Annotated in this window: 23 protein-coding genes; 7 read left to right on the top strand and 16 right to left on the bottom strand. The window is 36.2% G+C overall.

The genetic code is table 11. The features are described 5' to 3' along the window. Nucleotides 1-118 precede the first annotated feature (118 nt). Complete coding sequence (locus AC57AW_RS21930) at nucleotides 119-757, bottom strand: MBL fold metallo-hydrolase (protein ID WP_496353578.1); 639 nt, start codon at nucleotides 755-757, stop codon at nucleotides 119-121. Nucleotides 758-827: 70 nt separating this feature from the next. Between AC57AW_RS21930 and AC57AW_RS21925 the strand changes: the two genes are divergently transcribed. Both AC57AW_RS21925 and AC57AW_RS21920 read left to right on the top strand, forming a co-directional pair. Further along, entirely contained in the window at nucleotides 828-2,048 is a 1,221-nt protein-coding gene (locus AC57AW_RS21925; protein WP_496353577.1) for a type IX secretion system plug protein, read from the top strand. Between the two features lie 364 nt (nucleotides 2,049-2,412). Further along, the gene (locus AC57AW_RS21920; protein ID WP_496353576.1) at nucleotides 2,413-4,371 is read left to right on the top strand and encodes a M4 family metallopeptidase; all 1,959 of its coding nucleotides are present in this window, start codon (nucleotides 2,413-2,415) and stop codon (nucleotides 4,369-4,371) included. A gap of 80 nt (nucleotides 4,372-4,451) precedes the next feature. On the opposite strand, the gene hemH is transcribed toward AC57AW_RS21920, so the two are convergent. Genes hemH through AC57AW_RS21905 form a run of 3 tightly spaced genes read right to left on the bottom strand, consistent with a single transcriptional unit; the run spans nucleotide 4,452 to nucleotide 6,914 of the window. After that, on the bottom strand, nucleotides 4,452-5,480 hold the full coding sequence (gene hemH / locus AC57AW_RS21915; protein WP_496353575.1) for a ferrochelatase: 1,029 nt from the start codon (nucleotides 5,478-5,480) through the stop codon (nucleotides 4,452-4,454). 15 nt (nucleotides 5,481-5,495) lie between these two features. Beyond that, on the bottom strand, nucleotides 5,496-6,023 hold the full coding sequence (locus AC57AW_RS21910; RefSeq protein ID WP_496353574.1) for an NADPH-dependent FMN reductase: 528 nt from the start codon (nucleotides 6,021-6,023) through the stop codon (nucleotides 5,496-5,498). Between the two features lie 12 nt (nucleotides 6,024-6,035). Continuing rightward, nucleotides 6,036-6,914, bottom strand: coding sequence for a NifU family protein (locus AC57AW_RS21905; RefSeq protein ID WP_318846601.1), 879 nt, complete (start codon nucleotides 6,912-6,914; stop codon nucleotides 6,036-6,038). A gap of 167 nt (nucleotides 6,915-7,081) precedes the next feature. On the opposite strand from AC57AW_RS21905, the gene AC57AW_RS21900 reads away from it, so the two are divergent. Continuing rightward, a complete protein-coding gene (locus AC57AW_RS21900; RefSeq protein WP_309436084.1) occupies nucleotides 7,082-7,618 on the top strand; it encodes a gamma carbonic anhydrase family protein in 537 nt (178 codons plus the stop codon). A gap of 171 nt (nucleotides 7,619-7,789) precedes the next feature. Here the strand turns inward: AC57AW_RS21900 and AC57AW_RS21895 are convergent, their stop codons facing one another. Next, entirely contained in the window at nucleotides 7,790-8,242 is a 453-nt protein-coding gene (locus AC57AW_RS21895; protein ID WP_496353573.1) for a hypothetical protein, read from the bottom strand. Nucleotides 8,243-8,324: 82 nt separating this feature from the next. On the opposite strand from AC57AW_RS21895, the gene AC57AW_RS21890 reads away from it, so the two are divergent. Then, nucleotides 8,325-10,451 carry a helix-turn-helix domain-containing protein gene (locus AC57AW_RS21890; RefSeq protein ID WP_496353572.1) on the top strand — a complete coding sequence of 709 codons (2,127 nt, stop codon included), beginning with the start codon at nucleotides 8,325-8,327 and terminating at the stop codon, nucleotides 10,449-10,451. 34 nt (nucleotides 10,452-10,485) lie between these two features. Here the strand turns inward: AC57AW_RS21890 and AC57AW_RS21885 are convergent, their stop codons facing one another. The 3 genes from AC57AW_RS21885 to AC57AW_RS21875 form a co-directional block, all read right to left on the bottom strand. Further along, nucleotides 10,486-11,334 carry a M12 family metallopeptidase gene (locus tag AC57AW_RS21885; RefSeq protein ID WP_496353571.1) on the bottom strand — a complete coding sequence of 283 codons (849 nt, stop codon included), beginning with the start codon at nucleotides 11,332-11,334 and terminating at the stop codon, nucleotides 10,486-10,488. 163 nt (nucleotides 11,335-11,497) lie between these two features. Then, complete coding sequence (locus AC57AW_RS21880) at nucleotides 11,498-11,935, bottom strand: hypothetical protein (protein ID WP_496353570.1); 438 nt, start codon at nucleotides 11,933-11,935, stop codon at nucleotides 11,498-11,500. Next, nucleotides 11,936-12,391: a hypothetical protein gene (locus tag AC57AW_RS21875; RefSeq protein WP_496353569.1), complete on the bottom strand. Its 456-nt coding sequence runs from the start codon at nucleotides 12,389-12,391 to the stop codon at nucleotides 11,936-11,938. It lies immediately after the preceding gene. 187 nt (nucleotides 12,392-12,578) lie between these two features. Between AC57AW_RS21875 and AC57AW_RS21870 the strand changes: the two genes are divergently transcribed. Continuing rightward, nucleotides 12,579-13,583: an LLM class flavin-dependent oxidoreductase gene (locus tag AC57AW_RS21870; RefSeq protein WP_496353568.1), complete on the top strand. Its 1,005-nt coding sequence runs from the start codon at nucleotides 12,579-12,581 to the stop codon at nucleotides 13,581-13,583. A 68-nt stretch (nucleotides 13,584-13,651) separates the two neighbouring features. Then, the gene (ribB, locus tag AC57AW_RS21865; RefSeq protein ID WP_318846606.1) at nucleotides 13,652-14,773 is read left to right on the top strand and encodes a 3,4-dihydroxy-2-butanone-4-phosphate synthase; all 1,122 of its coding nucleotides are present in this window, start codon (nucleotides 13,652-13,654) and stop codon (nucleotides 14,771-14,773) included. A 119-nt stretch (nucleotides 14,774-14,892) separates the two neighbouring features. On the opposite strand, the gene fmt is transcribed toward ribB, so the two are convergent. From fmt to folK, 6 genes are all read right to left on the bottom strand, one after another. Next, nucleotides 14,893-15,840, bottom strand: a complete 948-nt coding sequence (fmt, locus tag AC57AW_RS21860) for a methionyl-tRNA formyltransferase (protein WP_496353567.1) — start codon at nucleotides 15,838-15,840, stop codon at nucleotides 14,893-14,895. A 131-nt stretch (nucleotides 15,841-15,971) separates the two neighbouring features. After that, the gene (locus AC57AW_RS21855; RefSeq protein ID WP_496353566.1) at nucleotides 15,972-17,876 is read right to left on the bottom strand and encodes a RecQ family ATP-dependent DNA helicase; all 1,905 of its coding nucleotides are present in this window, start codon (nucleotides 17,874-17,876) and stop codon (nucleotides 15,972-15,974) included. Between the two features lie 75 nt (nucleotides 17,877-17,951). Further along, nucleotides 17,952-19,391: an OmpA family protein gene (locus AC57AW_RS21850; RefSeq protein WP_496353565.1), complete on the bottom strand. Its 1,440-nt coding sequence runs from the start codon at nucleotides 19,389-19,391 to the stop codon at nucleotides 17,952-17,954. Between the two features lie 211 nt (nucleotides 19,392-19,602). Further along, nucleotides 19,603-21,129, bottom strand: coding sequence for an OmpA family protein (locus tag AC57AW_RS21845; RefSeq protein ID WP_496353564.1), 1,527 nt, complete (start codon nucleotides 21,127-21,129; stop codon nucleotides 19,603-19,605). A 50-nt stretch (nucleotides 21,130-21,179) separates the two neighbouring features. Next, nucleotides 21,180-22,295: an OmpA family protein gene (locus AC57AW_RS21840; protein WP_496353563.1), complete on the bottom strand. Its 1,116-nt coding sequence runs from the start codon at nucleotides 22,293-22,295 to the stop codon at nucleotides 21,180-21,182. Nucleotides 22,296-22,312: 17 nt separating this feature from the next. Then, nucleotides 22,313-22,729 carry a 2-amino-4-hydroxy-6-hydroxymethyldihydropteridine diphosphokinase gene (folK, locus tag AC57AW_RS21835; protein ID WP_496353562.1) on the bottom strand — a complete coding sequence of 139 codons (417 nt, stop codon included), beginning with the start codon at nucleotides 22,727-22,729 and terminating at the stop codon, nucleotides 22,313-22,315. A gap of 20 nt (nucleotides 22,730-22,749) precedes the next feature. On the opposite strand from folK, the gene sppA reads away from it, so the two are divergent. Continuing rightward, entirely contained in the window at nucleotides 22,750-24,507 is a 1,758-nt protein-coding gene (gene sppA / locus AC57AW_RS21830; RefSeq protein WP_496353561.1) for a signal peptide peptidase SppA, read from the top strand. A gap of 77 nt (nucleotides 24,508-24,584) precedes the next feature. Here sppA and AC57AW_RS21825 read toward each other — a convergent pair whose 3' ends face one another. Both AC57AW_RS21825 and ftsY read right to left on the bottom strand, forming a co-directional pair. Then, complete coding sequence (locus AC57AW_RS21825; RefSeq protein WP_318846614.1) at nucleotides 24,585-24,845, bottom strand: GlsB/YeaQ/YmgE family stress response membrane protein; 261 nt, start codon at nucleotides 24,843-24,845, stop codon at nucleotides 24,585-24,587. Nucleotides 24,846-24,917: 72 nt separating this feature from the next. After that, complete coding sequence (gene ftsY / locus AC57AW_RS21820) at nucleotides 24,918-25,871, bottom strand: signal recognition particle-docking protein FtsY (protein ID WP_047386493.1); 954 nt, start codon at nucleotides 25,869-25,871, stop codon at nucleotides 24,918-24,920. Between the last annotated feature and the right edge of the window lie 5 nt (nucleotides 25,872-25,876).

Raw genomic sequence — 25,876 nt, 5'->3', positions numbered from 1 at the left:
ACCGTCTGAGCATTCTGACGGTTTTGTGTTTTTTATGTTATCTCGCAGATTAAGAGGTGTTTGACAGAATTAAGTTTGAATTCAAACATTTACTGAACTCTCAAATCCTCCGACTCTCTTACTTCAAAAACGGATTATATTGCTTTTCAAATCCAATTGACGTAGGATTTCCGTGACCTGAGAAAACCTGAGTATCATTATCTAAAATGAAAAGTTTTGATTTAATACCATCAATCAACTGTTCATAGTTCCCTTTATAAAGGTCAGTTCTTCCGATGCTGCCTTCAAAAAGAACATCTCCTGAGATCATGAATTTCTGGTTTTCGTGATGATAAACAACACTTCCCGGAGAATGTCCCGGAACATGATAAATTGTAAATTTTTCACCATCCAGATCCAATTCATCCCCTTCTTTTATATATTCCACCTCTACTTTTACAGGATCTACCTGCATTCCGAATCTCATTCCGCTTGCCTGAAGCATATCCAGAACTTCCTGATCTTCCTGGTGCATCGTTACAGGTACTTTGAATGTATCAAAAGCCCATTGAAGACCCAATACATGATCAATATGTGCGTGGGTAAGAAGAATTTTCTGAATTTTCAGTCCGTTTTCCGAAATGAAACTCTCAATAGCCTGAGTTTCCTGCCCTTTCATATTTCCCGGATCAATTAACCAAGCGTTTTTATTCTCGTTATAAATGATGTAAGTGTTTTCGCTCGCAAAGTTGAATACGAAACCTTGAATCTGAAGCATATCTGAATATTTTTTATTCAAAAATACGATATTATTAAGAAAATGGCTATTTTTCGTTATCTTCGTCATAATGAAAACTTTGCGAATACTCTTACTTACTTTGAGCGGACTGGTTTTTGGACAAAATATCCAAAGTGTTCAGCTGTTCAATCCTCAAACCAATGATGAAACTCCGGTAATCAAGATTGGTGAACAGTTGGTTCTGGGCTTTGATGACCTTACCAACGGCAGTCAGATCTATAGATATACATTCAAACATTATGACAGAAACTGGAACGAGGATAATCTGTTTTTTACAGAATTTGCTACCGGGAGTATGAATGCGCTTCTGGATCAGTTTCAGTATTCTTTTAATACATTACAGGCTTATACCCACTATAAACTTGTTTTTCCAAATGATAAAATCCAGCTGAAAATTTCAGGGAATTATGAACTGATTGTTTACAAAGATTCTGCAGATCAGCCTCTTTTCAAAAAAAGGTTTTATCTGGTAGAAGATGTAACATCTGTAGGGTTAAATATTTCAAGGTTTGCAGATGCAAGAAATCCCAATCTTAACCAGAGGGTGGAGGTGAATGTTTCACCGAAAGGAGGAGATATTTCTTCCAATGTCAATTCAATCACGATGAATGTGATGCAGAATAACAACCCGAATATGACGATTTCTAATCTGAAGCCAAGCAGTGTTTTAGGAAATCAGGTACTTTTCCAGCAGATGGATCTTACATTTCCGGGAGACAACGAGTTTTATTATTTCGATAATAAAAATATGAATATGGCGGCAGATATGGTGCGTACAACCGAAATAAAAGATGATGTCAACCAGACCTATCTTCATCCGGTATGGGCGTTTCCTTTAAATTATCAATATCAGCCGGATGTGAATGGAGCATGGTATTACAGAAGAAATGATTTAGGCAGAGAAAGAGATGCAGAAAGAGAAGCGGACTATTCATGGGTGCATTTCTATCTGGAATCAGATCCGGTAGAGAAAGAAATTTATGTTTTGGGAGGGTTTAATAATTATAAGCCAAGCAAAGAAAATCAGATGCAGTATGATGCCGCTACGAAACAGTATGTGGCTAAAATATTCCTGAAACAAGGTTTTTATAACTACGTTTTGGTAACCAAAGAAGGAAATGGAGCATTGAATTTTGGTGAGGTAAACGGTAATTTCTGGCAGACAGAAAACCTTTATCAGGCATTTCTTTATTATGCACCATTCGGAAGAAATTATGACGGGCTGATGGGTTATGGTGAATTCAGAACTCCAATAGCGAATAAACGGTAATGATTTGATATCATTATTATATTAAAATATTCTTATACAATAGGACTGTCTTTTGAGATGGTCCTATTTTTTTATCCACATTAAAAGAATTAAGTCTGCCCCTGGCTTTAATCTTTGTTAATTTATAAAATATAATGCACTGAATAGTGAAAAAAAATAATTCACAAAATTTTGATTTTTGTTAAATATATTAATGTAAAATCTTCATTGCAATAAAATTATATTTAAATAATTTTCTTTGTTTTAAAATCATTATTGTGTTTTATTTATTGATTTATAAAATCAATTGAATTTTATTCATTGTTTTCATTGTTTTATTGTGAAAAGTTTATACATTCGTTTCCACAATCAACCAAATATTATTATGAAAACGAAATTTATCTTAGTGGCAAGCGTTGCCGCCTGCTCTTTTGTTTTTGGACAAAACACACCATCAAAATTAAATCCGGGGAAAAGCGGATTACATGCAGATTTTATGAGATTTGATAAAAATGCACCTGCTTTTCAGGGAAGTCCTGTTTTATTTGATGAAACTTCACAGAGACTTTCGCCAGGACAAGCTCTTAAACTGGGGCTGGAAAAAGATGCGCTGGGTTTTGAAACTCATAGATTCCAACAGACCGTTAATGATATTCCTGTAGAATACGGAATGATGGCGGTACAAACAAAAGGAGGCAAAATAGTAGGACAATCAGGAAAATGGGTTCTTCAGCTTCCAAAAGGACTTGAGAAAAAAACTAATATTTCTGAAAGTATTGCTCTGCAGAGTGCTTTATCATTCGTAGGGGCAGAATCCTATAAATGGCAGAATAAAGAAGAGGAAGATTTTATCAAAAAAGAATCCAATGATGCTAAAGCAAGTTTTGCTCCTAAAGGTGAATTGGTATATTATTCAGATCCTACAGACGAAAAACTGAATGATTTAACACTAGCTTATAAATTTGATATTTACTCAGAAAAACCATTAAGCAGACAATATGTTTTTGTAGATGCAAAAAATGGAAAAGTTTTGGGAACAGATGCTATTATTCACGAGGTGAATACTCCGGGAACAGCAACTACAGGATATAGCGGAAGCCGTAGTATTGTAGCTGATTCTTATAATGGAAGTTACAGATTAAGAGAGACCGGAAGAAATGCAGGTACAGCTGTAGAAACTTACAACCTGAAAAAAGGGACTAATTATTCAGCAGCAGTAGATTTTACAGATACAGATAATGTATGGAATAATGTAAATACCAACAAAGACCAATATGCTACAGACGCCCATTGGGGAGCAGAAATGACTGTTGATTACTTATATACAAAATTTGGAAGAAAGAGTATTGATAATAATAATTTTGCAATAAAATCTTATGTTCATTACTCTACCAATTATTTTAATGCATTTTGGGATGGCTCCAGAATGACCTATGGTGACGGAAGTTCTACAACTAACGGAGGAAAACCATTAACAGCTATTGATGTTTGTGGGCACGAAATTACCCACGGAATGACTTCAAAAACAGCTAATCTTGTGTATCAGAGAGAGCCGGGAGCATTGAACGAAGGTTTTTCTGATATTTTCGGAAACTCAATAGAACGTTGGGCAAGACCAACACAGGCAAGCTGGACATTGGGAGAAGATTTCAATTATGTCATCAGAGATATGTCTAATCCTAATGCCTATCGCCAGCCGGATACTTATAAAGGGACCTACTGGAAAGATGCTACGACTACAGGATGTGCAGTACCGGGACAGACAACCAATGACTATTGTGGAGTTCATACCAATTCAGGAGTCCTTAATTTCTGGTACTATTTATTGGTAACAGGAGGTTCAGGTACCAATGATAACGGTTTTGCTTATAATGTTTCAGGAATCGGACTGGATAAGGCAGGAGCTATTGCTTACAGAACATTAACTAGCTACCTGACTTCATCATCCAATTATGCAAACACAAGAACGTATTCTATCCAGGCAGCTACCGATTTGTATGGCGCAACCAGCAATGAAGTAACTCAGGTTAAAAATGCATGGAACGCAGTAGGTGTAGGAGGAGGAACTTCTGCGGCAGGACTTGTAGCAGCAACTTCAAATATTTCAGCTTATACCATCAGCCCGAATCCTGCCACTGACAGATTCACTATAAACTTTGAAGGTAAAGCAGGAAAAGGAATTGTAGAACTGGTAAGCCTGACAGGGAAGAAAGAGATTTCTGAAAAAGTGGAGATGACAGACGGTTCAAATAAACTGAACATCCAATTGCCTTCTAATATGCTTCCAGGAGTATATGTGGTAACAGTAAACGGACAGAAAGCTGGAAACCTGATTAAAAAATAGACACCAAAATTTTTAATATATTCAACAAAAAGGCTACAAGTTAATTCTTGTAGCCTTTTGTCTATTTTGAGTGAATCGAATTATACCAAATAGAAATCATTCAGTTTTTCTTCACAAAGTATTTTTACTACATCAATCCAGCGGTCTTCATCATTCAGGCAGGGAATGTAATGGAAATTTTCACCACCTCCATGCATAAACTGCTCTTTTCCTTCTACAGAAATTTCCTCCAAAGTCTCAAGACAGTCAGAAACGAATGCCGGGCACACGATGGCCAGATTTTTTATTCCTTTTTTACCAATTGTTTCCAGCGTTTCATCAGTATAAGGTTCAATCCATTTATCTTTCCCTAATCTTGATTGGAAAGAAACGATTGTCTTTTCTTTAGGTAAATTCAGTTTCTCAATAACACGCTGTGTGGTGTTATAACATTGATGACGATAACAGAATTGGTGACTCGGATTATCATCTCTGGAACAGCAGTCATTAAGATTACAGGTCTTGGTAGGATCTGTTTTATAAATATGTCTTTCCGGAACTCCATGATAAGAAAACTGAAGGGCATCAAAATTTTCAGGAAGCTTTTCTTTAATACTTTCTGCCAGGCAGTTGATATAAATATCTCTGTTGTAGAAAGGCTGAATATAATTGATCTTTACCTTTGGGAACTTCTTTTTTCTTACTTCTTCTGCCTTTTCAATGACCGTTTCCGTTGTACTCATGGCATATTGAGGATATAAAGGAAAAAGAACGATTTCAGTGACTCCCTGATCTACCAGTTTCTGGATACCGGTTTCAATACTGGGTTCTGCATATCTCATTCCTATTTCTACAGGAACATTAACCAGTTTCTGAAGTTTTTTCTGAATTTTTTCCGTGATGACAATCAGTGGGGAACCTTCATCTGTCCAAACTGTTTTATAAGCTTCGGCAGATTTTGCAGGTCTTGTTTTCAGGATAATTCCCTGTACAAGAAGTGCACGAAAGATCCAACGGTAATCGATTACTCTTTCATCCATCAAAAATTCATCAAGATATTCCTTTACGTCGTTTACAGAGGTTGATCTCGGTGATCCGAGGTTGACCAGTAAAATTCCTTTATTATTCAATATTATAATTTTTAATTATGAAACAGACGTTGTAAAATCTGCTACTAATTTTGATACTCTGGCAAAGGTATTACTTTCAAGTAAGCCATTGCTTTCAAATTTGCCTTTTATCCCCTTTATTAATGCCTGATGTTTATCATCCGTTGTCGCTCCAAGAGTTTTTAAAATCATTAATAACTCTTCATGGCCTTTTTCTCCACTAGCTGAAGCGGTGATCACTGCAACGGGCTTTTCTGAAAAGACTGTTGTGGAAACACACCATTCTAACAGATTCTTTAATCTGCCCGGAATACTGAAAATATATTCCGGTGTGGAAAATATAACACCTGCTGAGTTTTTAATATCCTCTCTGATCTTCAGGACTTCATCCGGAACATTCTCGTCCGTTATTGCAGTATCAAAATGGGGAAGGACAGAAAGATTATCATACATCAGAAAATCTGTATATCCCATCTTTTCCAGAACCTGTTCCATCAGTTTCTGATTGCTGGAATTTTCTGAAGCACTTCCAATAATGACTACAATTTTCTTTTCGGGAGGCATTTTCAAACTGAATTATCCGTTTACAGCTTCTACTTTTTCTACTAAATCCGGAACGAATTGTTTTAAAATACTTTCAATTCCGTTTTTCAAAGTAGCCGTAGAGCTTGGACAGCCTGAGCAAGCTCCCTGTAGAAGCATTTTTGCAGTTTTGTTCTCCTGGTCATATTCCATCAATGAAATCTTTCCACCATCATTTTCTACTGCAGGAGCTACATATTCATTTAAAATGTCAGAAATTTTCTGCTCATCTTCCGTATAATCTCTGTTGATGATCTTTTCAACAGGATTTTCGTGTTTCTGAGGTTCTACTTTAGAGATCTCACCTCCGTTTTGAAGATAGTCGGCAATAAGAGCACGAACAGTCATCATCACCTGGTGCCATTCTACAGAATTGTCTCTGGTAACCGCTACAAAATTATCAGAAATGAATACTTCTTTAGTAAATTCAAATTCTTTAAAGATTGCCTGTGCCAAAGGAACTTCCTCAGCAGCTTCCATCGATTTTACTTCTACAAAACCGTCCATCAGTAACTTGTTCGAAACAAATTTCATTACATTAGGATTCGGAGTCATTTCAGCATAGATCTGATACATTTCTTTTTTCTTCTGAAGATAAATTCTTGGGTTGGCCAATAATTCATCCTCAATTACATTTTTCAGGCTTTCAGCTACATGTTCCCATTCTATGGTATCCTGTTTTGCTACGGCTACAAAATTAGCTGTAATGAAAACTCTTTCCACAAACGGATAATTGAAAAGTTCCTGTGCCATAGGAATTTCTGAAATATCTGAATTTCTGTCCAACTCTAAAGACCCGGGAATGAGATTGTAATCTGCAACAAATTTCATTACTTTCGGGTTTTCGGTAGGTTCTATAAGTACGGTACGCATTTTTTCGTTAAATTTGAGATACAAAAATACGCATTAGAAGTTAGAAGCTGAAAATTGAGAGTTAGATTTTTGCTATCGCTGTAATTTAGAAGTTAGATACCATAGATTATAAGGCAAAAGATCATCATTTTCAATTAGGCATATTTTCAAATTTTCAAATTAATATTATGGCACTTATAAAAGAACTTTTAGGAAAAGCACCACAAATCGGAGAGAACACTTTTTTAGCGGAAACGGCTACTATTATTGGTGATGTTACGATGGGAAGAGACTGCAGCGTTTGGTATAATGCTGTGATCAGAGGCGATGTTCACTATATCAAAATGGGTGACAAGGTAAATGTTCAGGATAATGCAATGCTGCACTGTACTTATCAGAAGCACCCGTTGAATATCGGAAATAATGTTTCTATCGGACATAACGCAATTGTTCACGGGTGTACCATTAAAGATAATGTACTGATCGGGATGGGAGCTATTGTAATGGATGACTGCCTGGTGGAAGAAAATTCTATTGTAGGGGCGGGTTCTGTAGTAACTCAGGGTACTCATATCAAGTCCGGAGAAGTCTGGGGCGGAGTTCCTGCGAAAAAGATCAAAGATATCAATGCACAGTTATTGGAAGGTGAAGTGGACAGAATTGCGAATAACTATGTTAAATACTCTTCATGGTATAAGGAAAACGTGAAAGATCATCAATTTTAGGTTGTCAAGTGAAGAGTGAATCGTCAATCCGCTGAGCTTGTCAATTATTTTTGGTAGTAAAAAATTCACTATTCACTTGCGAAGCACAATTCACCATTGATCTTGTAAATATAAAAGCTCCGTCCTGAGACAGAGCTTTTTTCGATTTGATATAGAGCCTTTGCTTTATTGTTAGTTACTGTCCGGCGTGATCAGTCTGATCTTTCCCTGGATACATTTCAGAGATGTAGGAGGTGTGATCATTACACAATCAGACATAATATTATACTTTTCATTAAAAGTTTTTACTTTATCCGTATAATCATTTACTCTCTGTAAGAAAGCAGTTTCTATTTTCTTTGGATAAGCAATGTACAGCTGAGGTCCGCCACAGGATTTTGCCCCCATAGGAGCAAATGCCCACTCACTGGCATCCGTACATTTTTCTCCTGATACTTCAGATTCAATAGAGGCTTTTAATCTATCGAGCTGAGCCTGCTCATATTTCTGACTAGCTTCGTCAGCAGGTCTGTCTGCGATATCTACAGGAAGATTGCTATTGGTATTTTTTGATGTATTACAGGAAACCAGAGTTAATGCAGTACATAATACTATCACTGGGAAATACAAGAATAATTTTTTCACAATAAACTTTTTTCTTTTTAAGAATTTTCAAAACTTATGCCAAGGTAAGAAATTCAAATTCATTTCCGTATTTTTGACGACGATGAACAATCATTTTTTTGACTTAATAGAATATACCAACAGAAGTGTCTTTCTGACCGGGAAAGCCGGAACAGGTAAAACGACGTTTCTCAATGATTTTGTAAGACGTACAAAGAAAAAACATATTGTAGTAGCACCCACGGGAATTGCTGCAATTAATGCGGGAGGAGTTACGATTCATTCCATGTTTGGACTGCCGTTAAGAACTTTTCTTCCTACAACAGAAAGAATAGATACCAGTTTGGCTAATAATATTGCCGATCTGATGCCCCATTTCAAATACCGTAAAGATAAACTTAAACTTCTGAGAGAGGTTGAGATCATTATCATTGATGAGGTTTCAATGTTGAAAGCTGATGTTCTTGATATGATGGATTTTTCTTTGAGATTCATCAGAAGAAATAATCAAAGATTTGGTGGGGTGCAGATGCTTTTTATTGGAGATTTGTTTCAGCTTCCGCCTGTGGTAAGGGATGAGCATATTCTGAAAATGTATTACAATTCACCTTTCTTTTTTGACAGCCATGCTATTAAAGAAATCCCGATTGTTACTATAGAACTGACAAAAGTTTACAGGCAGACAGACCAGGAATTTCTGGCAATTCTGAATGCTATCCGTGATGGTGATGTAGGTAATATAGATTTTAATCATCTCAACGAAAGATATGATCCCGATTTTGATATGGGGAAAGAATCTTATGTATACCTATGTTCTCACAACAGAATGGCTGATGAGATCAACCTTGAGAAACTGGCGGAGATAAAAGTAGATCCTCAAACTTATGAAGCTAAACTTGTAGGTGATTTTAAAGAAAATCAGTTTCCTAACGAACAGTTTTTAGAATTGAAAATTGGAGCCCAGATCATGTTTATCCGAAATGATATTTCCGGCGAAAAGAAATATTTCAATGGGAAGTTAGGAGAGATCATCGGGTTGGATGAAAATGAAATTCGTGTTGCTCTGGATGGAAGCGAAACTGAAATTGCAGTTAAAAGAGAAACCTGGGAACAGAAAAAATATTTCCTTGATACCGATAAAAATATCCAGGAAGAAGTATTGGGAAGTTTTGAACAATTTCCGATAAAACTGGCCTGGGCTGTTACCATCCATAAAAGTCAGGGACTGACGTTTGATAAGGTTATCATCGATGCCGGAAAAAGTTTTACGGCCGGTCAGGTATATGTGGCTTTATCCCGCTGCAGAACACTGGAAGGGATTGTTTTAAAATCAAAAATTACCCCTGAAGTTATTTTCAAAGATAACAGGATTTTACATTTTCATACCGATACTATTGCTAACGATCATGTGGAAGCTATTCTGAATCAGGAAAAATATGACTACAGCATCAGAAAAGTACTGCGTACCCTTGATTGTACCTGGTTTTTAAAAGAAGTGGAAGAGTGGAACAACCTCTCGATTGTGACCAAGAATATTGATCATGCCAAGACTAAGCAGCTTTATCTGCAGTTAAAACATGAAGCGGTAAATCTGGGGAAAATCTTTGAAAAACTGGAGCGCATCATTTTCCAGAAAGTCAATAATTTTATTGAACAAAAAGAAGACTGGTCCGAAATTGAAAGTAAATCAAAAGGAGCTGTTAATTTCTTCTTTACAGAAACCAGAAATAAAATTTTTGATCCTCTGAAAGAATTTTACGCTGAAATAAAAGGTGCGAAAGGCTTAAAACAATATAACGAGGAATTCAAAAACTGGCTGGAAGATATTGAAGAATACCTGAACAGCTTAAGAGAGATTTATCTTCTTGAAACGAAACTTTTAGATGAAAAGAATGATAAAGAAATCAATCTGAAAATCGCAAAAGTTCCGTCTCAGGTTTTAACCTTTCAGTTGTTTGAGCAAGGAAAAACTATTGGAGAAATTGCTTTGGAAAGAGGTTTGGTAAAAGAAACAGTAATTGGCCATCTAGCCAAGTTTGCAGAACAGGGATTGCTGGATATTGCAAGAGTGATTACTTCAGATAAAATCAAGGCTTTTGAAGATGAATTCTACAAAAATCCCCGCGAAACATTGAGTGAATGGAAGAATGCACTGCCTAGTCATTTTGAATTTAATGAGATCAGGATTCTGATCAATCATTATAATTATAAAAGAGAAAAGAACTCATAAGAGTTCTTTTTTTATTTACATATGTTCTTGAAAATTAAGGATACATTGTGTTGATTGTATTAATATCTCCTGTTGTAAAACCGGTTCTGTTATACGTAAAATTTGAGTTGTCTGCTCTTGTGATAGTTGGCAGTCCATTTTTAGAATAAGATGTCGGCCAGTACATCATCACAGAATTAATATTAAAAGGGCCAATGTCCGTTCCTGAATTATAAATATTGAAATTATAAGACTGCCCGCTTTGGATATTGTTCCACAGGATTTTTACATATTGATCCCTGTCTTTACGGGTATGTTCATGATAAAGTCCCACTGTATGTCCCATTTCATGAATTACCGATCCTACAGAAATATACTGGTCCAGGGAAACAGTTTGTTTTCCTCCCTGATAACCAATATGAGCCCAGCCATCCGATCCTGATGAACTTCCAAAAATAAATTCAACATAATTGCTCTGATTGCTGCGATAAATCCATTGAGTATTGGTTTTGTTGTTATACTCGCTGATTGCAGAATTGATTTTATTGACGTTGATAGAACCCATGTTGCTGGCAATGGTGTAGTAAATTTTACCGCTTGGCCATCTTGAAAAGCTTGCACCTCCCTTATTGGCTTCACTGCCTTCTGCCAGCTGTTTGTCAGAAAGGACGATATCTCCCTGGAAAAAATTCAATCCGTTTTTTCTTTCATAGGTAATGTCCTGACCTCCCAATTGTCCTTTTTTAACATTTTCAACATTGAAAGCATTGGTTTGGGCCTCCGAGGTGATTTCTTCATTATTTTTACTACACGATGCTAAAACTGCAGTCATAATAATGCTCATAAGTACAGTTCTTTTTGGAAATATTTTCATAGAAAATAATCCATTGGATTTTTTGTTCATATTAAAGTTTTTTTAATGATTTGGTATACGAATATAACAAATATTTCTCTTTATGATGAGTTATTAATCTTAAAAAAACTTTTTAGATGATAATTATTTAATTTAAAGCTTTGTGTGGGTAAAATAAAAAATGGATTTGAAAATATTCAAACCCATTTTTATTTTATTCGTTTAGCATATCTTGGTTGACTCTATAACCAACTATTTTTATATCTCCTTCTTTGTTTTTTTCTAAAGTAAAAGATTCTTCTGTTTTTTTAGTTCCTCTTTTTACATCATACATGAAGAAGTATTGGCTTCGCGCATTGCTTCCTTTTACAACCATTGTTTCCCATTTGGATAGATTATATTCTTCAACAGGACCAATCTTATTAACTGTATTCATAAGTTTCACAAGTTTTTCTTTATCGGTCACCTCAAAAAATTTCTCACCAAACAGTTTATAAATATCATCAGGATTTTTTCCATATCGGAGTTCCCAATAAAATTTTATTGGAATTTTTTCACCATCTGTTTTATCAGACTCTCTGTCTTTGTAGGATTCGTTGAAAGAACAGCTCATTAGAAGAAATGAGAAAAGAAGTAAATAAATATTTTTCATTTAAATTTTAGTATCTAAGATTAATTTTCTTCGATTGTTATCATAGAATGTAGCCTGATAACTTTCATCTCTGAATTCAGTTTCCGTATTTTCTATTTCATTAAATAGGCTTTTGTCTGTTTTGGAAAACTCAACAATTTCAAAAAACTTTTCATCAATATAGTTGAAGTCTACAAGATTCAGATAGTGATCAATGGAGTTTTTATCAAGCATAATTTTCCCTCCTCCGAATTGATGTCTGTCCTGTCCATTTTTCTTTACACCGGAAACCCAATATTCTTCTCCGGTTTCTATATCAAAATGATTAGCATTGATTCCTGGTATTTTAAGCTTTTTGAGTGCTTTATTATTGAAATATATAGTTTGTCCCGATTTTGAAAATTCAACAAAACCAATCCATGCTGAACCGTAATGTCCGGAGGATTTGTTTTCGATATACATTATTTTTGCTTTCATAGGTTTTTATATTCTGCAATTTACTCAAAATTGTATAACTAAAATCAGGTAAAGAAAATTTGAATTCCAATAGTTTTTCCCTGAATTAACCGATCGGTTTTATTAATTACAAAAAGTAACTAATGCAGTTTTTATATTTTAAATTTGTATGGTTTTTTTAAGACCAAAGAAAAATTAACATCTCAATATGAAAAATTTTGAAATTTCTGTTTTAGATCTTGCACCGGTAAAGCAAGGCAAAAGCATTCACGATACTTTTCAGGATAGCTTATCATTAGCAAACCATGCTGAAAATCTAAATTATAAAAGATTCTGGCTGGCCGAGCATCACAATATGGAAAGTATTGCGAGCTCTGCTACTTCAGTTTTGATCGGTTTTATTGCCAATGGAACGAAGAGAATTAAAGTTGGTTCTGGTGGTATTATGCTTCCGAATCACAGTTCTTTGATTATTGCAGAACAGTTCGGTACTTTGGAATCTCTTTTTCCAGGAAGAATAGATCTTGGAGTAGGAAGAGCACCCGGAACTGACGGATTGACAGCTCAGGCATTAGGACGAAATCCTGCTAGTATTAATGAACAATTTCCAAGACAGATTCTGGAGCTTCAGCGTTATTTTTCTAAGGAAAATTCAGATGCTATGGTTCGTGCTATTCCCGGAGAAGGGCTGGATATTCCAATTTATATTCTGGGATCAAGTACAGACAGTGCATGGCTGGCTGCAGAACTTGGTTTACCCTATGCATTTGCAGGACATTTTGCTCCGGAGCAGATGGAAATGGCTTTTAAAATATACAGAGAACATTTTGAACCTTCAAAATATCTGGATAAACCTTATATCATTGCCTGTGTAAACGGTGTGGCTGCAGAAACTTCTGAGGAAGCTCATAAAATCTCTACCACTTTATTTCAGGCCTTCATCAACATCGTAAGAAATGACAGAAAGCCTTTTGCTCCACCTGTTGACGATATGGACGACATCTGGTCACCAATGGAAAAATCTATGGTTCTACAGAAACTGAGATATACTTTTATTGGAGATCCGGCTGAAGTTCAGGAAAAGCTTAAAGATTTCCAGGAAAAATTTCAGGTGGATGAACTGATGATCAACTCCCATATCTATGACCATCAGAAAAGATTGAGATCTTACGAAATTTTCAGAGAGGCGGCCAACTCTTTATCCAACGCGTAATAAACCCTTCATAATTAATTGGCAGATGCTTATTTTTATGAGTATCTTTGCAAAAATAAAAAGTAAAAATGTCCGATATTAAATTAAATACTATTCCAGAGGCTATTGAAGACCTTAAAAATGGTAAAATAATCATAGTCGTAGATGATGAAGACAGAGAAAATGAAGGAGATTTTCTTTGTGCAGCAGAGTTGACAACACCGGAAATTATCAATTTTATGGCTCTTCACGGAAGAGGGCTTATTTGTATGCCGCTTCCTGAAAAAAGATGTGATGAGCTTGGGCTTGAAGTGATGGTAAGCAGAAGCAGTGATCCTAAAGAAACTGCTTTCACCGTATCTGTTGACCTTTTAGGAAACGGAACATCTACCGGAATTTCTGCAGGAGACAGAGCAAAAACAATTTTAGCACTGATGGATGAAAAATCCAAACCTACAGATTTTATGAGACCTGGCCACATTTTCCCGCTTCGTGCAAGAAAAGGTGGAGTATTGAAAAGAGCCGGACATACTGAAGCTGCCATTGATCTTACCCATTTATCAGGTTTGAAAGAAGGTGGAGTGATCTGTGAGATCATGAATGAAGATGGAACAATGTCTCGTCTGCCTGAACTTCATGCATTCGCTCAGAAACACGATATGAAAATCGTTTCTATTGAAGATCTGATTCATTATCAGCTTAAAAAAGGAAACCTGGTTGAAAGACTTGAAGAGAAAAAAGTAAAAACGCACTATGGTGAGTTTGATTTTTATGCTTTCAGAGAAACTTCCAATGACCAGATTCACTTTGCATTGACAAAAGGAGCATGGACAGTAGATGAGCCGGTTTTGGTAAGAGTACAGTCTTCAGATTCTTATTTTGATGTATTGACAAGATTGAACAATGGTGAAAAACCATTATTGGAAAAAGTAACAGGTATGGTAAATGAAGCTGGAAAAGGAGCTATTATTTTTATCAATAATGTTTCTAATTCTGAAAATACATTAAGAAAACTTCAGCAGTTCCTGAACTATCAGGACGGTCAGGAGCAGCATCCTACTTTAGCATACAATTACAGAGATTATGGAATTGGAACGCAGATCTTAAAGAATTTAGGAATTAATAAGTTCAAAGTAATTACTCAAAATCCTAATATCAGACCTCAGGTTGGAGGATATGATGTAGAGGTTACTGAGTTGGTACAGTTATAATCAATGAATAGTCAGCAGTAAGTTTTACTGTTTACAATATAAAAAAAGGTTTAGGACTTCCTAAACCTTTTTTATTGGTATACTTTTATGCGTGTAAGATAATGATCTGAATGTAATTCTTAGTTTAATGTGATTCCATCAAAATTTCTGAAACCATTTAAGAAATCTTTCACAGTCATTCTTTTTTTACCTTCCAGCTGAAGTTCCAGCGGATAATATACGCCGTCCTGGGTATAGATTTTAAATTCATTCTTTGAAATATCTAAAGTTCCTGCCGGTTTTCCGTGATCAGAAAGTTCAAATTTACCTCCGAATATTTTTAATCCTTTTTCTTCGTTTTCAATTTTTAAAGTAGTAAAAGCTGCAGGATAAGGAGACATTCCCAGAATAAACTGATGAATAGTTTTTGAAGATTGATCCCACTTGATTCTGGTATCTTCCTTGAAGATTTTGTAAGCATTTTTAGGATGTTCTACCTGCGGCTGAGGTTTTTCTTCAATAGCATTTTCAGCCAGGCCATCTAATGTTTTAACTACGAGTCCTGAACCCATTTCCATCAGTCTGTCGTGAAGGCTTCCAGCATTTTCGTCAGGTAAAATTTCCATTTCCTGCTGAAGAAGAATATTTCCTTCGTCAATTTTTTCATTGATAAAGAACGTCGTGGCTCCGGATTTTTCTTCACCGTTGATTACTGCATAATTAATAGGAGCGGCTCCTCTGTAATCCGGCAGTAAAGAGGCATGAAGATTGAAAGTACCCATTTTAGGCATTTCAAAAAGAACTTTAGGCATCATTCTGAAAGCTACCACTATAAAAACGTCGGCATCCAGTTTCCTAACTTCTTCCAAAAACTCAGGGTTTCGCAGTTTTTCCGGCTGAAAAACAGGAATATTGTTTTCTTCCGCATATACTTTTACTGGTGATTGGTGTATTTTCTGTCCACGTCCACTTGCTTTATCGGCTACAGTTACAACACCTACCACCTGATGGTGAGATTGATGGATTGCCTCCAAAGAAGTTTTTGCAAACTCAGGAGTTCCTAAAAAAACGACTTTCAATGATTTCATACCGCAAAGATAAGTTTTTGATCTGAGAGTCGGAAGATATTGGAGTTTGAGGGTGGGAGAGTTTTAGAGATAAGATGAGTCTATTTTATCTTTTAATTAAAAAATCATTCTATGCTTATTATTACTCATTATTAATGATTAAGCTCATACGTTCTGAAGTTTAGCATTCTCACTTTCCCTGAATCCAAAAGGAAAATAAGGTTTTCTAAGATATTTTCTTTAGAATGATAACTCAGTTGTATGGAAAGTTCCTCAATCGTTGCCGGCTTTTTAGCTAATAAATTAACGATCTGCTGAGAAATATTCTTACCAAACATAGACTGTTTATTTTTTTCGCAAACAGAACACTGACCACAGTTTTTTGAATTTTTTTCACCAAAATAGGCTAGGATAAGTTTCATTTTACAGTATTCGTTATTTTCTACGTAAAACTTCATTTCTTCCCATTTCTGGATTTTGTTTCTCTGAATATGTTCAAATAACTTCCAGTAAGCGCTATTTACTGCTCTTTCATCACGGGGTTTAAGGAATTTAATACTTGAAAGCGCGCCATCAATATATTCAAGGTAATTTTTTTGCTGCAGTTCCTTAAGACGTTCTTTAATCAAAGGGACGCTGATATTGATTTTATTACTTACCTGCTGTTCGCTGAACATTACTTTGTGGGTAGTGATACCGGATACCGTACGGAAAAGAAGCTCCATAAAATAAGCGTCTTTTTGTGGTAATTGATCAATCTCATCGGCTTTGATAAAAAGTTCGAGCGAAGAAAGGCTCTTGTTTTCATTGTAGTAGATGATTTCCTGGTTGTGCAGAAAATTAAGTATGTTGTTGATTTTTGCTTTCGACAGTTTGGTGAAATTCTGTATGCCAAGGGTATTCAGCTGAAATGTTTTTTCAGGAAGTTCAAATTCTGCTACCTGAAAAATAGAGTAGAGGTAGCTGACGATCTTTAAAAATTCGGCTTTGTTTGGAGTCTGGTTTTTTAAGATCTGATCAAAATTCAGAAGTTCTTGCTTATTCCAAAGCATGAAGGCAAAACTGTCTTTTCCATCTCTTCCGGCCCTTCCAATTTCCTGGTAATAGTTTTCCAGAGAGGCGGCAGGAGAATAGTGGATTACAAATCTTACATTGTCTTTGTCAATACCCATTCCAAAGGCATTGGTAGAAATAAGGACATGATTGTCACTGTTGTTCCAAAGATTCTGTCTGGCATTTTTTTCTTTGGTTGTTAAGCCTGCATGAAAATAATCAACATTTTTCAGTTGATTTTTCTTTAAAAATTCTGCCAACAGTTCAGCTTCTTTTCTGGTTCTTACATACACAATCCCAGAATCGTTACTGTATTTTAAAATATCAAAGACACGTTGGAATTTATCAGATACTTCATCTGTAAATATTTTGATGTTCTCTCTCTTGAAACTTTTTTGGAAAACAGAAGGATTCTTCAGTTCCAGTTTATTTTTGATTTCCTCCAAAACTTTTGGTGTTGCAGTGGCAGTGAGGGCAAGACAGGGAATCTCAGGATTATTACTTCGGAATCCTTTAATATTCTGATAACTTGGCCGGAAATCCTGACCCCATTCTGAAATACAGTGGGCTTCATCCACTGCAATAAAGGATAACTGAATTTCCTGCATATTCTGAATAAACTGACTATTGGTAAGTCTTTCAGGAGAAACATAGAGTAGTTTGGTTAGGCCTTCCTTACAGCGGTTATAAATTGTTTCAGCATCATATTCATCCAGTTCAGATGAAAGGTATTCTGCTTCTATACCACGGAATTTAAGCTGATTTACCTGATCTTTCATCAGTGCAAGCAAAGGAGAAACGACAAGGCATGTTCCTTCTTTCAGTAAAGCAGGCAATTGATAGCATAATGATTTCCCTGCTCCTGTGGGTAACAAAACCAGAGTATCTTTTTCATTAATGACAGCATTAATAATTTTTTCCTGAGCATCCCTGAAATCGGTATAACCCCAGAAATACTTAAGAGTATCATATTTGAGCTTTTGAAAATCCTGCGGAGAAATCATGTTGTAAAAATAAGGAAAGTATCAATAAAAAAGTCACGCCAGGCGTGACTTTCATATAATATATAAATAAGTTTATTATTTAGCTTCGAAGTATACTCTTCTGTTGGCTCTGTTTTTCCATTCAGGGCATTTCGTTGCTGGTTCGCACTCAGGATATTTAAGGTCTTTTTCACCTTTTCCTACTGCTTGTAGTTTACCTGTTTGAACACCGTTTTTGATCAGATAGTTCTTAACGTTGTTTGCTCTTCTTTCAGATAGTTTTTGGTTGTAAGCGTCAGTACCTCTTGTATCGGTAGCTCCTACTACACTATAAGAACCATTTGAAGAATTAATATAGTTTACAGCATTATTTAAGATTGGAGTGTTTGATGGTAAAATTCTGTCAGAATTTAAATCAAATTCAATTCCTTCCAATTTAGTTTCTGTTTCTACTACAGGTCCTGTTGTTGCTATAGGACATCCGTTATTTTCAACAGGTCCCGGAACCGTTACACATTTGTCGTAAAGGTCAATTACACCATCAAGGTCAGTATCAAGAGCAACTCCGGCACCGTCAACTCTTGCTCCTGCAGGAGTATCAAGTTGTCTGTCCCAATCGTCACATACCCCATCGTTATCAGCATCTCCTTTTTTACATACTTCGATATCCTGGTTTTTATTAGCCAGTACATCCAGTTTGTAATAGATTTCCTGAAGTGGGTCATGCCACATTACATGAGACTCATGTTTTCCTAATTTCAGTGAAACACCTAAAGTCGCATTGAAGAAGTTGTCAGAAACCTGCTCAGAACGCTTGTTGATAGCACTGTAAGCATCACCACCACCATCAAACTCATCATCTCCTGTTACGACATACATTAGTCTACCCTCAATATCAATTCTTCTGTTCACTTTGAATTTCAGACCTGTACCAGCCTGCATGAACATAGAACCTAATTGGAAAGGTTTTACTTCTGTCATCAATCTTTGTGGTCCGGTACCAGCTTTCTGGTATGCTCTGAAAGCGATAGTACCAATACCTGCATATCCATGAAGAGCCCATCTGTAAGGTGAATGGTTGTCAACTCTTCTTAATAGATTAGAGAAGTTGATGTCTCCTAAGATTGAGATTGCATCATACTGAGTTCTTGCTCCTACTGCTGATGCATCTGGTGCTGCATCTTTGGTATTGAACCATCCTTGTCTAGTTTCACCTTTGTCGTATTGTAGATTGATTCCGAAAGCATGTGTAATTGCTTTATCAATACTTACATAGGCTGAATATCCAAAAAGGTTTTTACCATTACCATTTTTTATAGAAGTCAAATCTGCCGACTGAAGAAGTGGAACTCCAACCCCTGCAGAGATAGACCAATCGTTGAATCTTTTAGATTGATTGGTGAATGGGGAAACATTAGCAGATCCCGAAGAAAATGTATTAGGATATTCTCCTTTTGAAACTGCCGTTGAGTCTTGCGCATAAGTGGCAGAAGGAATTGCCAAAGCAAATGCTACAATTGCTAAACTTAATTTCATAGTGTTATTTTTTTAAGTTAAGTTATTTTAAATGATTTTTTACGCCAAAAAGCGATTTTATGTTATTTTTTTTCAAATCAAACTAGTTGATTTTTAATGTGTTTCATATTACTATTCTAAAAATAATGTTAAAGGTATGTAAAAAAATTCGTAGTAGAAAAAAAATAAACCGAAAAGAGTAATTCTTTTCGGTTTTGGTGTATTGGGAAAATTATTTCTTCTTTTTCTTAGCAGGTACCTTTTTTACCGCTTTTTTTACAGGAGCATCTTCATAGTCTTTCTTTTTGATAGAATCCCATTCTGATGTTTCTATAAATCTTACCGTAACTTTTCTGTCTGCCATTCTTTCAGCATCTGAAGCTGATGCAGGAATTACAGCATCTGCAGAGCCTACTCCTCTTGATTTCAGTACATTTTCATTGATACCTCTGGTTTCCAGAGCTCCTACAACGGCAGCTGCTCTTTCTTTAGACAGTCTTAAGTTATAAGCTGCATTTCCTTTGATATCTGTATGTCCTGTTAACAAATAGTTACCTCCATTTTCTTTAATAATTGAAGCAGCCAGATCCAGTTTTTCATTAGATTCAGGTCTGATAGTCGCTTTATTAAAATTGAAGTAAATATCTTTAAGGGTTTTCTCTACTTCTACAGCAGTTTCCTTATTGTCTTTTTTAACGATCGGACATCCGTTGTTTTCAACAGGTCCAGGAACCGTTACACATTTATCGTAAAGATCAATTACGCCATCCAGGTCAACATCAAGAGCAACTCCGGCACCATCTACTCTCGCTCCTGCAGGAGTATCAAGTTGTCTGTCCCAATCGTCGCATACCCCGTCATTATCAGCATCTCCTTTTTTACATACTTCGATATCCTGGTTTTTATTAGCCAGTACATCCAGTTTGTAATAGATTTCCTGAAGTGGGTCATGCCACATTACGTGAGACTCATGCTTTCCTAATTTGAAAGAAAGACCTAAAGTCGCATTGAAGAAGTTGTCAGAAACCTGCTCAGAACGCTTGTTGATAGCACTGTAAGCATCACCGCCACCATCAAATTCATCATCACCTGTTACAACATACATTAATCTACCTTCAATATCAATTCTTCTGTTCACTTTGAATTTCAGACCTGTACCAGCCTGCATGAACATAGAACCTAATTGGAAAGGTTTTACTTCTGTCATCAATCTTTGTCCGTTGATGTCTTTCTGATATGCTCTGAAGGCGATAGTACCAATACCTGCATATCCATGAAGTGCCCATCTGTAAGTGGAGTGGTTGTCAACTCTTCTTAATAAATTAGAGAAGTTGATGTCTCCTAAGATTGAGATTGCATCATACTGAGTTCTTGCTCCTACTGCAGATCCATCAGGTGCTGCATCTTTGGTATTGAACCATCCTTGTCTGGTTTCACCTCTGTCGTATTGTAGATTGATTCCGAAAGCATGTGTAATTGCTTTATCAATACTTACATAGGCTGAATATCCAAAAAGGTTTTTACCGTTACCATTTTTGATCGAGGCCAAATCTGCTGACTGAAGAAGTGGAACACCAGCTCCTACTGAGACAGACCAATCATTGAATCTTTTAGATTGGTTGGTAAACGGAGAAACATTAGCAGATCCAGAAGAAAATGTATTAGGGTATTTTCCACCTGAATCAGCAGTTGAGTCTTGTGCATAAGCGGCAGAAGGAATTGCCAAAGCAAATGCAACAATTGCTAAACTTAATTTCATCGTGTATTATTATTTGATTTCTTTTGAAAAAGAATTTTTAGACTTTTTAATTATTTGATAGGACATCCGTTATTTTCAACAGGTCCTGGAACAGTTACACACTTATCATAAAGGTCAATAACTCCATCAAGATCCATGTCTAAAGCAACTCCGGCACCATCTACTCTTGCTCCAGCAGGAGTGTCAAGCTGTCTGTCCCAATCATCACATACTCCATCATTGTCAGCATCTCCTTTTTCGCAAACAACAAGATCTGTTGATGCGTTTTCAAGAACGCTAGTTCTGTAGTAAGCTTCCTGAAGTGGGTCATGCCATGCAAGGTGAGATAACTGCTTTCCTAATTTGAAAGATAGTCCTAAACTTACTGTCCAGGCATTATCCGATCTTCTAGAGTTTAGCATGTTATATTTTGAACCGGGTGTGGAAGGATCGTAATCATTAGGATCAGCCCATCCGCCGCCATCGAATTCATCATCACCACTGATGATGTACATGGTTCTTGCTTCAACGTCAATAAGCTTAGAAACATTATATTTTATTCCTACACCTCCCTGATAGAAGATAGAGTTGATATCAATGTCTTGCTTAATGAATAAAGGGGTTCTTCTTGGAGTAGTGCTCCATCTGAATTCGTCATTATCATGTAATGATGTTCTGAATCCTTGAACTCCAATTCCCATATATCCATGGAATGCCCATCTGTATGGGGAATGGTTGTCTACTCTGCGGAATAAGTTTGAGAAGTTGATATCACCTAATAAAGAGATGTTGTCAAACTGTGTTGTTGCAGTAGCTATTCCTGATTTTACACCTGCAGCACCGGGAAGCTGTGCTGTCTGTTTCGTTTCTCCTCTCATATACATAACGCTTAAACCGAATGCATGTGTGATTTGTTTGTCTACGCTTACATAGGCATTGTACCCCCAATTGATCTTATCCTTGCGGATAGATTTTAAATCGGAGTGAACCATAAATGCCGGACCTCCTCCGACAGAAATAGACCAGTCTCTGAAACGTCTGGCTTTATTGTCGAAAGTTTGTACATTGGCGGAGCCTGAGGAGAATGTATTAGGATACTCTGTGGAAGAGTTTACTGTAGTGCTGCTGTTCTGTGCGAAAGCTGCAATTGGCAATGTTGTAGCCAATAATAATAAACCTAATTTCATACAATATGTTTTATGTTTTAAATAAAATCTTTTAATAATACTCTGGAAAAATCCCTTTCAAAAAGATGTTTTTTATGAGGGATTTCTAATCTTTCTGATTTAAAATTTAATTCATTGTACTTAATGATATCAATGTCTATTATCCTGTCAGTATAACCTCCGGATACTTTTGAATCATTAATTCTTCCCATCTCAACTTCTATATTCTTAATACAATCAAGCAGTTGAATTGGTGAAAGAGGAGTGAATATTATTGCTGCAATATTACAAAAAATATTGGAACTGGCAAACTCTACGGGTTCAGACATTAAATATTCGCTGGTTTGTGAAATTTGATTTCCAGCATCTTTTATCTTATTTAATGCGAGCTCTACATTTTTTTTTTGCTCTCCTAAGTTACTTCCTAGTAACAAAACGACCTTATGCTGCGACATATTAGAAAATTGATTGATTTATGAGAAGTTTCTTCAAAAATGTTTTGGCAAATATAGTAGCAATTGTCATACTTTGCGCTTTATTTTTCATCTTTTTCATTATGATGCTCGTGTTCAGTTCTATGGGAAATGATAAGTCGGTGGCGGTGAAAAAGAACTCGGTTCTTACGATTAATTTAAAGACAAATATAATCGATAGTCCTACTGAAGAGGAGATGGGATTGTTTGGTATAGGTGCCCAAAATAAAAGTGTCCTTTTATATGATGCATTGGAAGCTATTAATAAAGCTAAGACCGATGATAATATTAAAGGAATCAGTATTGAAGCTGATAATTTGAATGCAGGTCTCACTCAGATTGATGATCTTAGAAATGCGATTGAAGATTTTAAGAAGAGCGGAAAATTTGTGTATGCTTACGGAAACGGAGTTTCACAATCGGCTTACTATTTAGGATCTGTTGCGGATAAATATTATCTGCATCCTGCAGGAGGTATTGAATTGAAAGGTCTTTCTACTGAAGTTACTTTCTTTAAAGATTTTGCAGATAAATATGGTGTTGGAATAGAAGTTATTCGACATGGTAAATTTAAATCTGCGGTTGAACCTTTTTTAAGAAATGATATTTCTCCGGAAAATAAAGAACAGCTAAGTACTCTTCTGAATGACCTTTGGAAAAATACATCCAATAAAATGGCTGCTTCAAGAAAAATTGATACGGCTCAGTTCAGAACGGTTACTGACAGTTTATATGGAATGATTCCTGAACAGAGCTTGAAATATAAGCTTGCAGATAAACTTATTCAGAAATCGGAATATGAAGATCTTCTTAAGACAAAACTGAATGTAAAGAACGAAGAGAAGCTGAACAAAATCTCTCTGACAAGTTATATCAGTTCTTATGCTGATGAAGATAAATCCGGTGAAAAGATTGCAATATTGTATGCTTCAGGATCTATCAACAACGGAGATGAGTATAATGATATTCATTCTGAGAAATACGTGAAGTATATTAAAAAACTTCAGGATGATGATAAGGTGAAAGCAGTAGTTTTCAGAATCAATTCTCCGGGGGGAAGCGCTAATGCTTCCGATGAGATTCTATTTGAATTGCAGCAGTTGAAAAAGAAAAAGCCGTTGGTGGTTTCTTTTGGTGATTATGCGGCTTCGGGAGGATATTATGTTGCTATGGCAGCTGATAAAATTTATTCTGAACCTAATACACTTACCGGTTCTATCGGAGTATTTGGGGTAATGCCTTATTATAAAGATATTGCGAACAAAAACGGAATTCGTGCGGATATTGTTTCTACGAATGCTAATTCTATGTATTATTCAGGATTAAACGGAGTGACTCCTTATGGGGTAAATATGATGACGAGAAGTGTGGAAGGTACTTATAAGAGATTCGTACATTTTGTAACGCAGAACAGAAAGAAAACTTTTGAGCAGATTGATAATGTAGGAGGAGGTAGAGTATGGAGCGGAGTTCGTGCCAAAGAGATCGGTTTAGTAGATGAGCTTGGTACTTTGAACGATGCTGTAAAATTTGCTGCACAAAAAGCAGGATTGAAGACTTACCAGATCGATGCTTTCCCTAAGAGAATGTCACCGTTTGAGCAAATCTTCAAGGATCTGAATGAAGAGGATGTTTCTGCCAGAATTATTAAGAATAAGATTGGTAAATCCAACTATGAGATTCTACAGCAGATTACAGACAAAAAATTACAGTCTGAGGTGAAGATGGAAATGCCTTACCAGATCAGAATCAACAACTAACTAAATTTATATTGTATACAAAAATCCCGGATCTGAAATTTCAGATCCGGGATTTTATTTTTTTATCAGCGTTATTATCAGCTTTTCTTTGTAGCCATTCCATAAATCCAGAGGATAATTAAAGCTCCTCCGATTGAAAGAATCCAGCTTCTAGGATTCCAGAATGAAGATACATCTCCCCAGTGTAGAATGTAGACTCCTATAGCTCCTCCTACAAATGCTCCCAAAATTCCCAGGATGATAGTGATTAGCCATCCTCCTCCCTGAGTTCCGGGCATGATCATTTTAGCGATTGCACCTGCAATAAGACCGAATAAGATCCATGTTAGTATTCCCATAGTTGCAAATTTTTTTAATTGTTAATATTTAAAATTGATTTGTTGCTAATATAAGGGAAAACATGATATAAATCATCTTTTCTTGAAGAATGAATCTACAAATTCCGTACCATTAAAAAGCTGCAAATCTTGCATTTTTTCGCCTACACCAATATATTTAACCGGAATTTGAAACTGATCAGAGATGCCAATGACAACACCTCCTTTTGCTGTTCCGTCTAATTTTGTAACTGCTAATGCATTTACTTCCGTTGCGGCTGTAAACTGTTTGGCTTGTTCAAAAGCATTCTGTCCAGTAGAACCGTCCAGAACCAGCAGGATCTCATGAGGTGCATCAGGAATTACTTTCTGCATAACTCTTTTGATCTTGGAAAGTTCGTTCATCAGGTTGATCTTGTTGTGAAGTCTTCCTGCTGTATCAATGATGACAACGTCTGCATTTTGTGCTACAGCGCTTTGTACAGTATCGAATGCTACAGAAGCAGGATCAGATCCCATTTCCTGTTTTACGATAGGAACACCCACTCTTTCGCTCCAGATCACCAATTGATCTACTGCAGCAGCTCTGAAGGTATCAGCAGCTCCAAGAACTACTTTTTTACCCTCTGATTTGAACTGGTGAGCAAGTTTTCCTATAGTGGTTGTTTTTCCCACTCCATTCACTCCTACAACCATAATGACATAGGGTTTTTTGGAGGTGTCAATATTTCCTGTACTGGCATGAGGATTTTCAAGCAGTAGTCCTGAAATTTCATCACGAAGAATTTTGTCCAGTTCGTTTACACTTACATATTTGTCTCTGGCAACACGTTCTTCAATTCTTCCTATGATTTTGATGGTGGTAGAGGCGCCTACGTCAGATGCAATCAGTATTTCTTCCAGATCATCCAGTACTTCATCATCTACTTTGCTTTTGCCAACTACGGCTTTCGTCATTTTTTCAAAGAATCCCTGGCTGGATTTTTCCAACCCTTTGTCTAAGGTTTCTTTTTCTTCCTTTTTGAAAATATTTTTAAACCAACTCATAGTTT

Source organism: Chryseobacterium sp. BGA-UO-ETr-SB22 (genome assembly GCF_059567885.1).
Note: the sequence above shows the minus strand (reverse complement) of the source record. Positions and strands in the feature narration are given on the sequence as shown.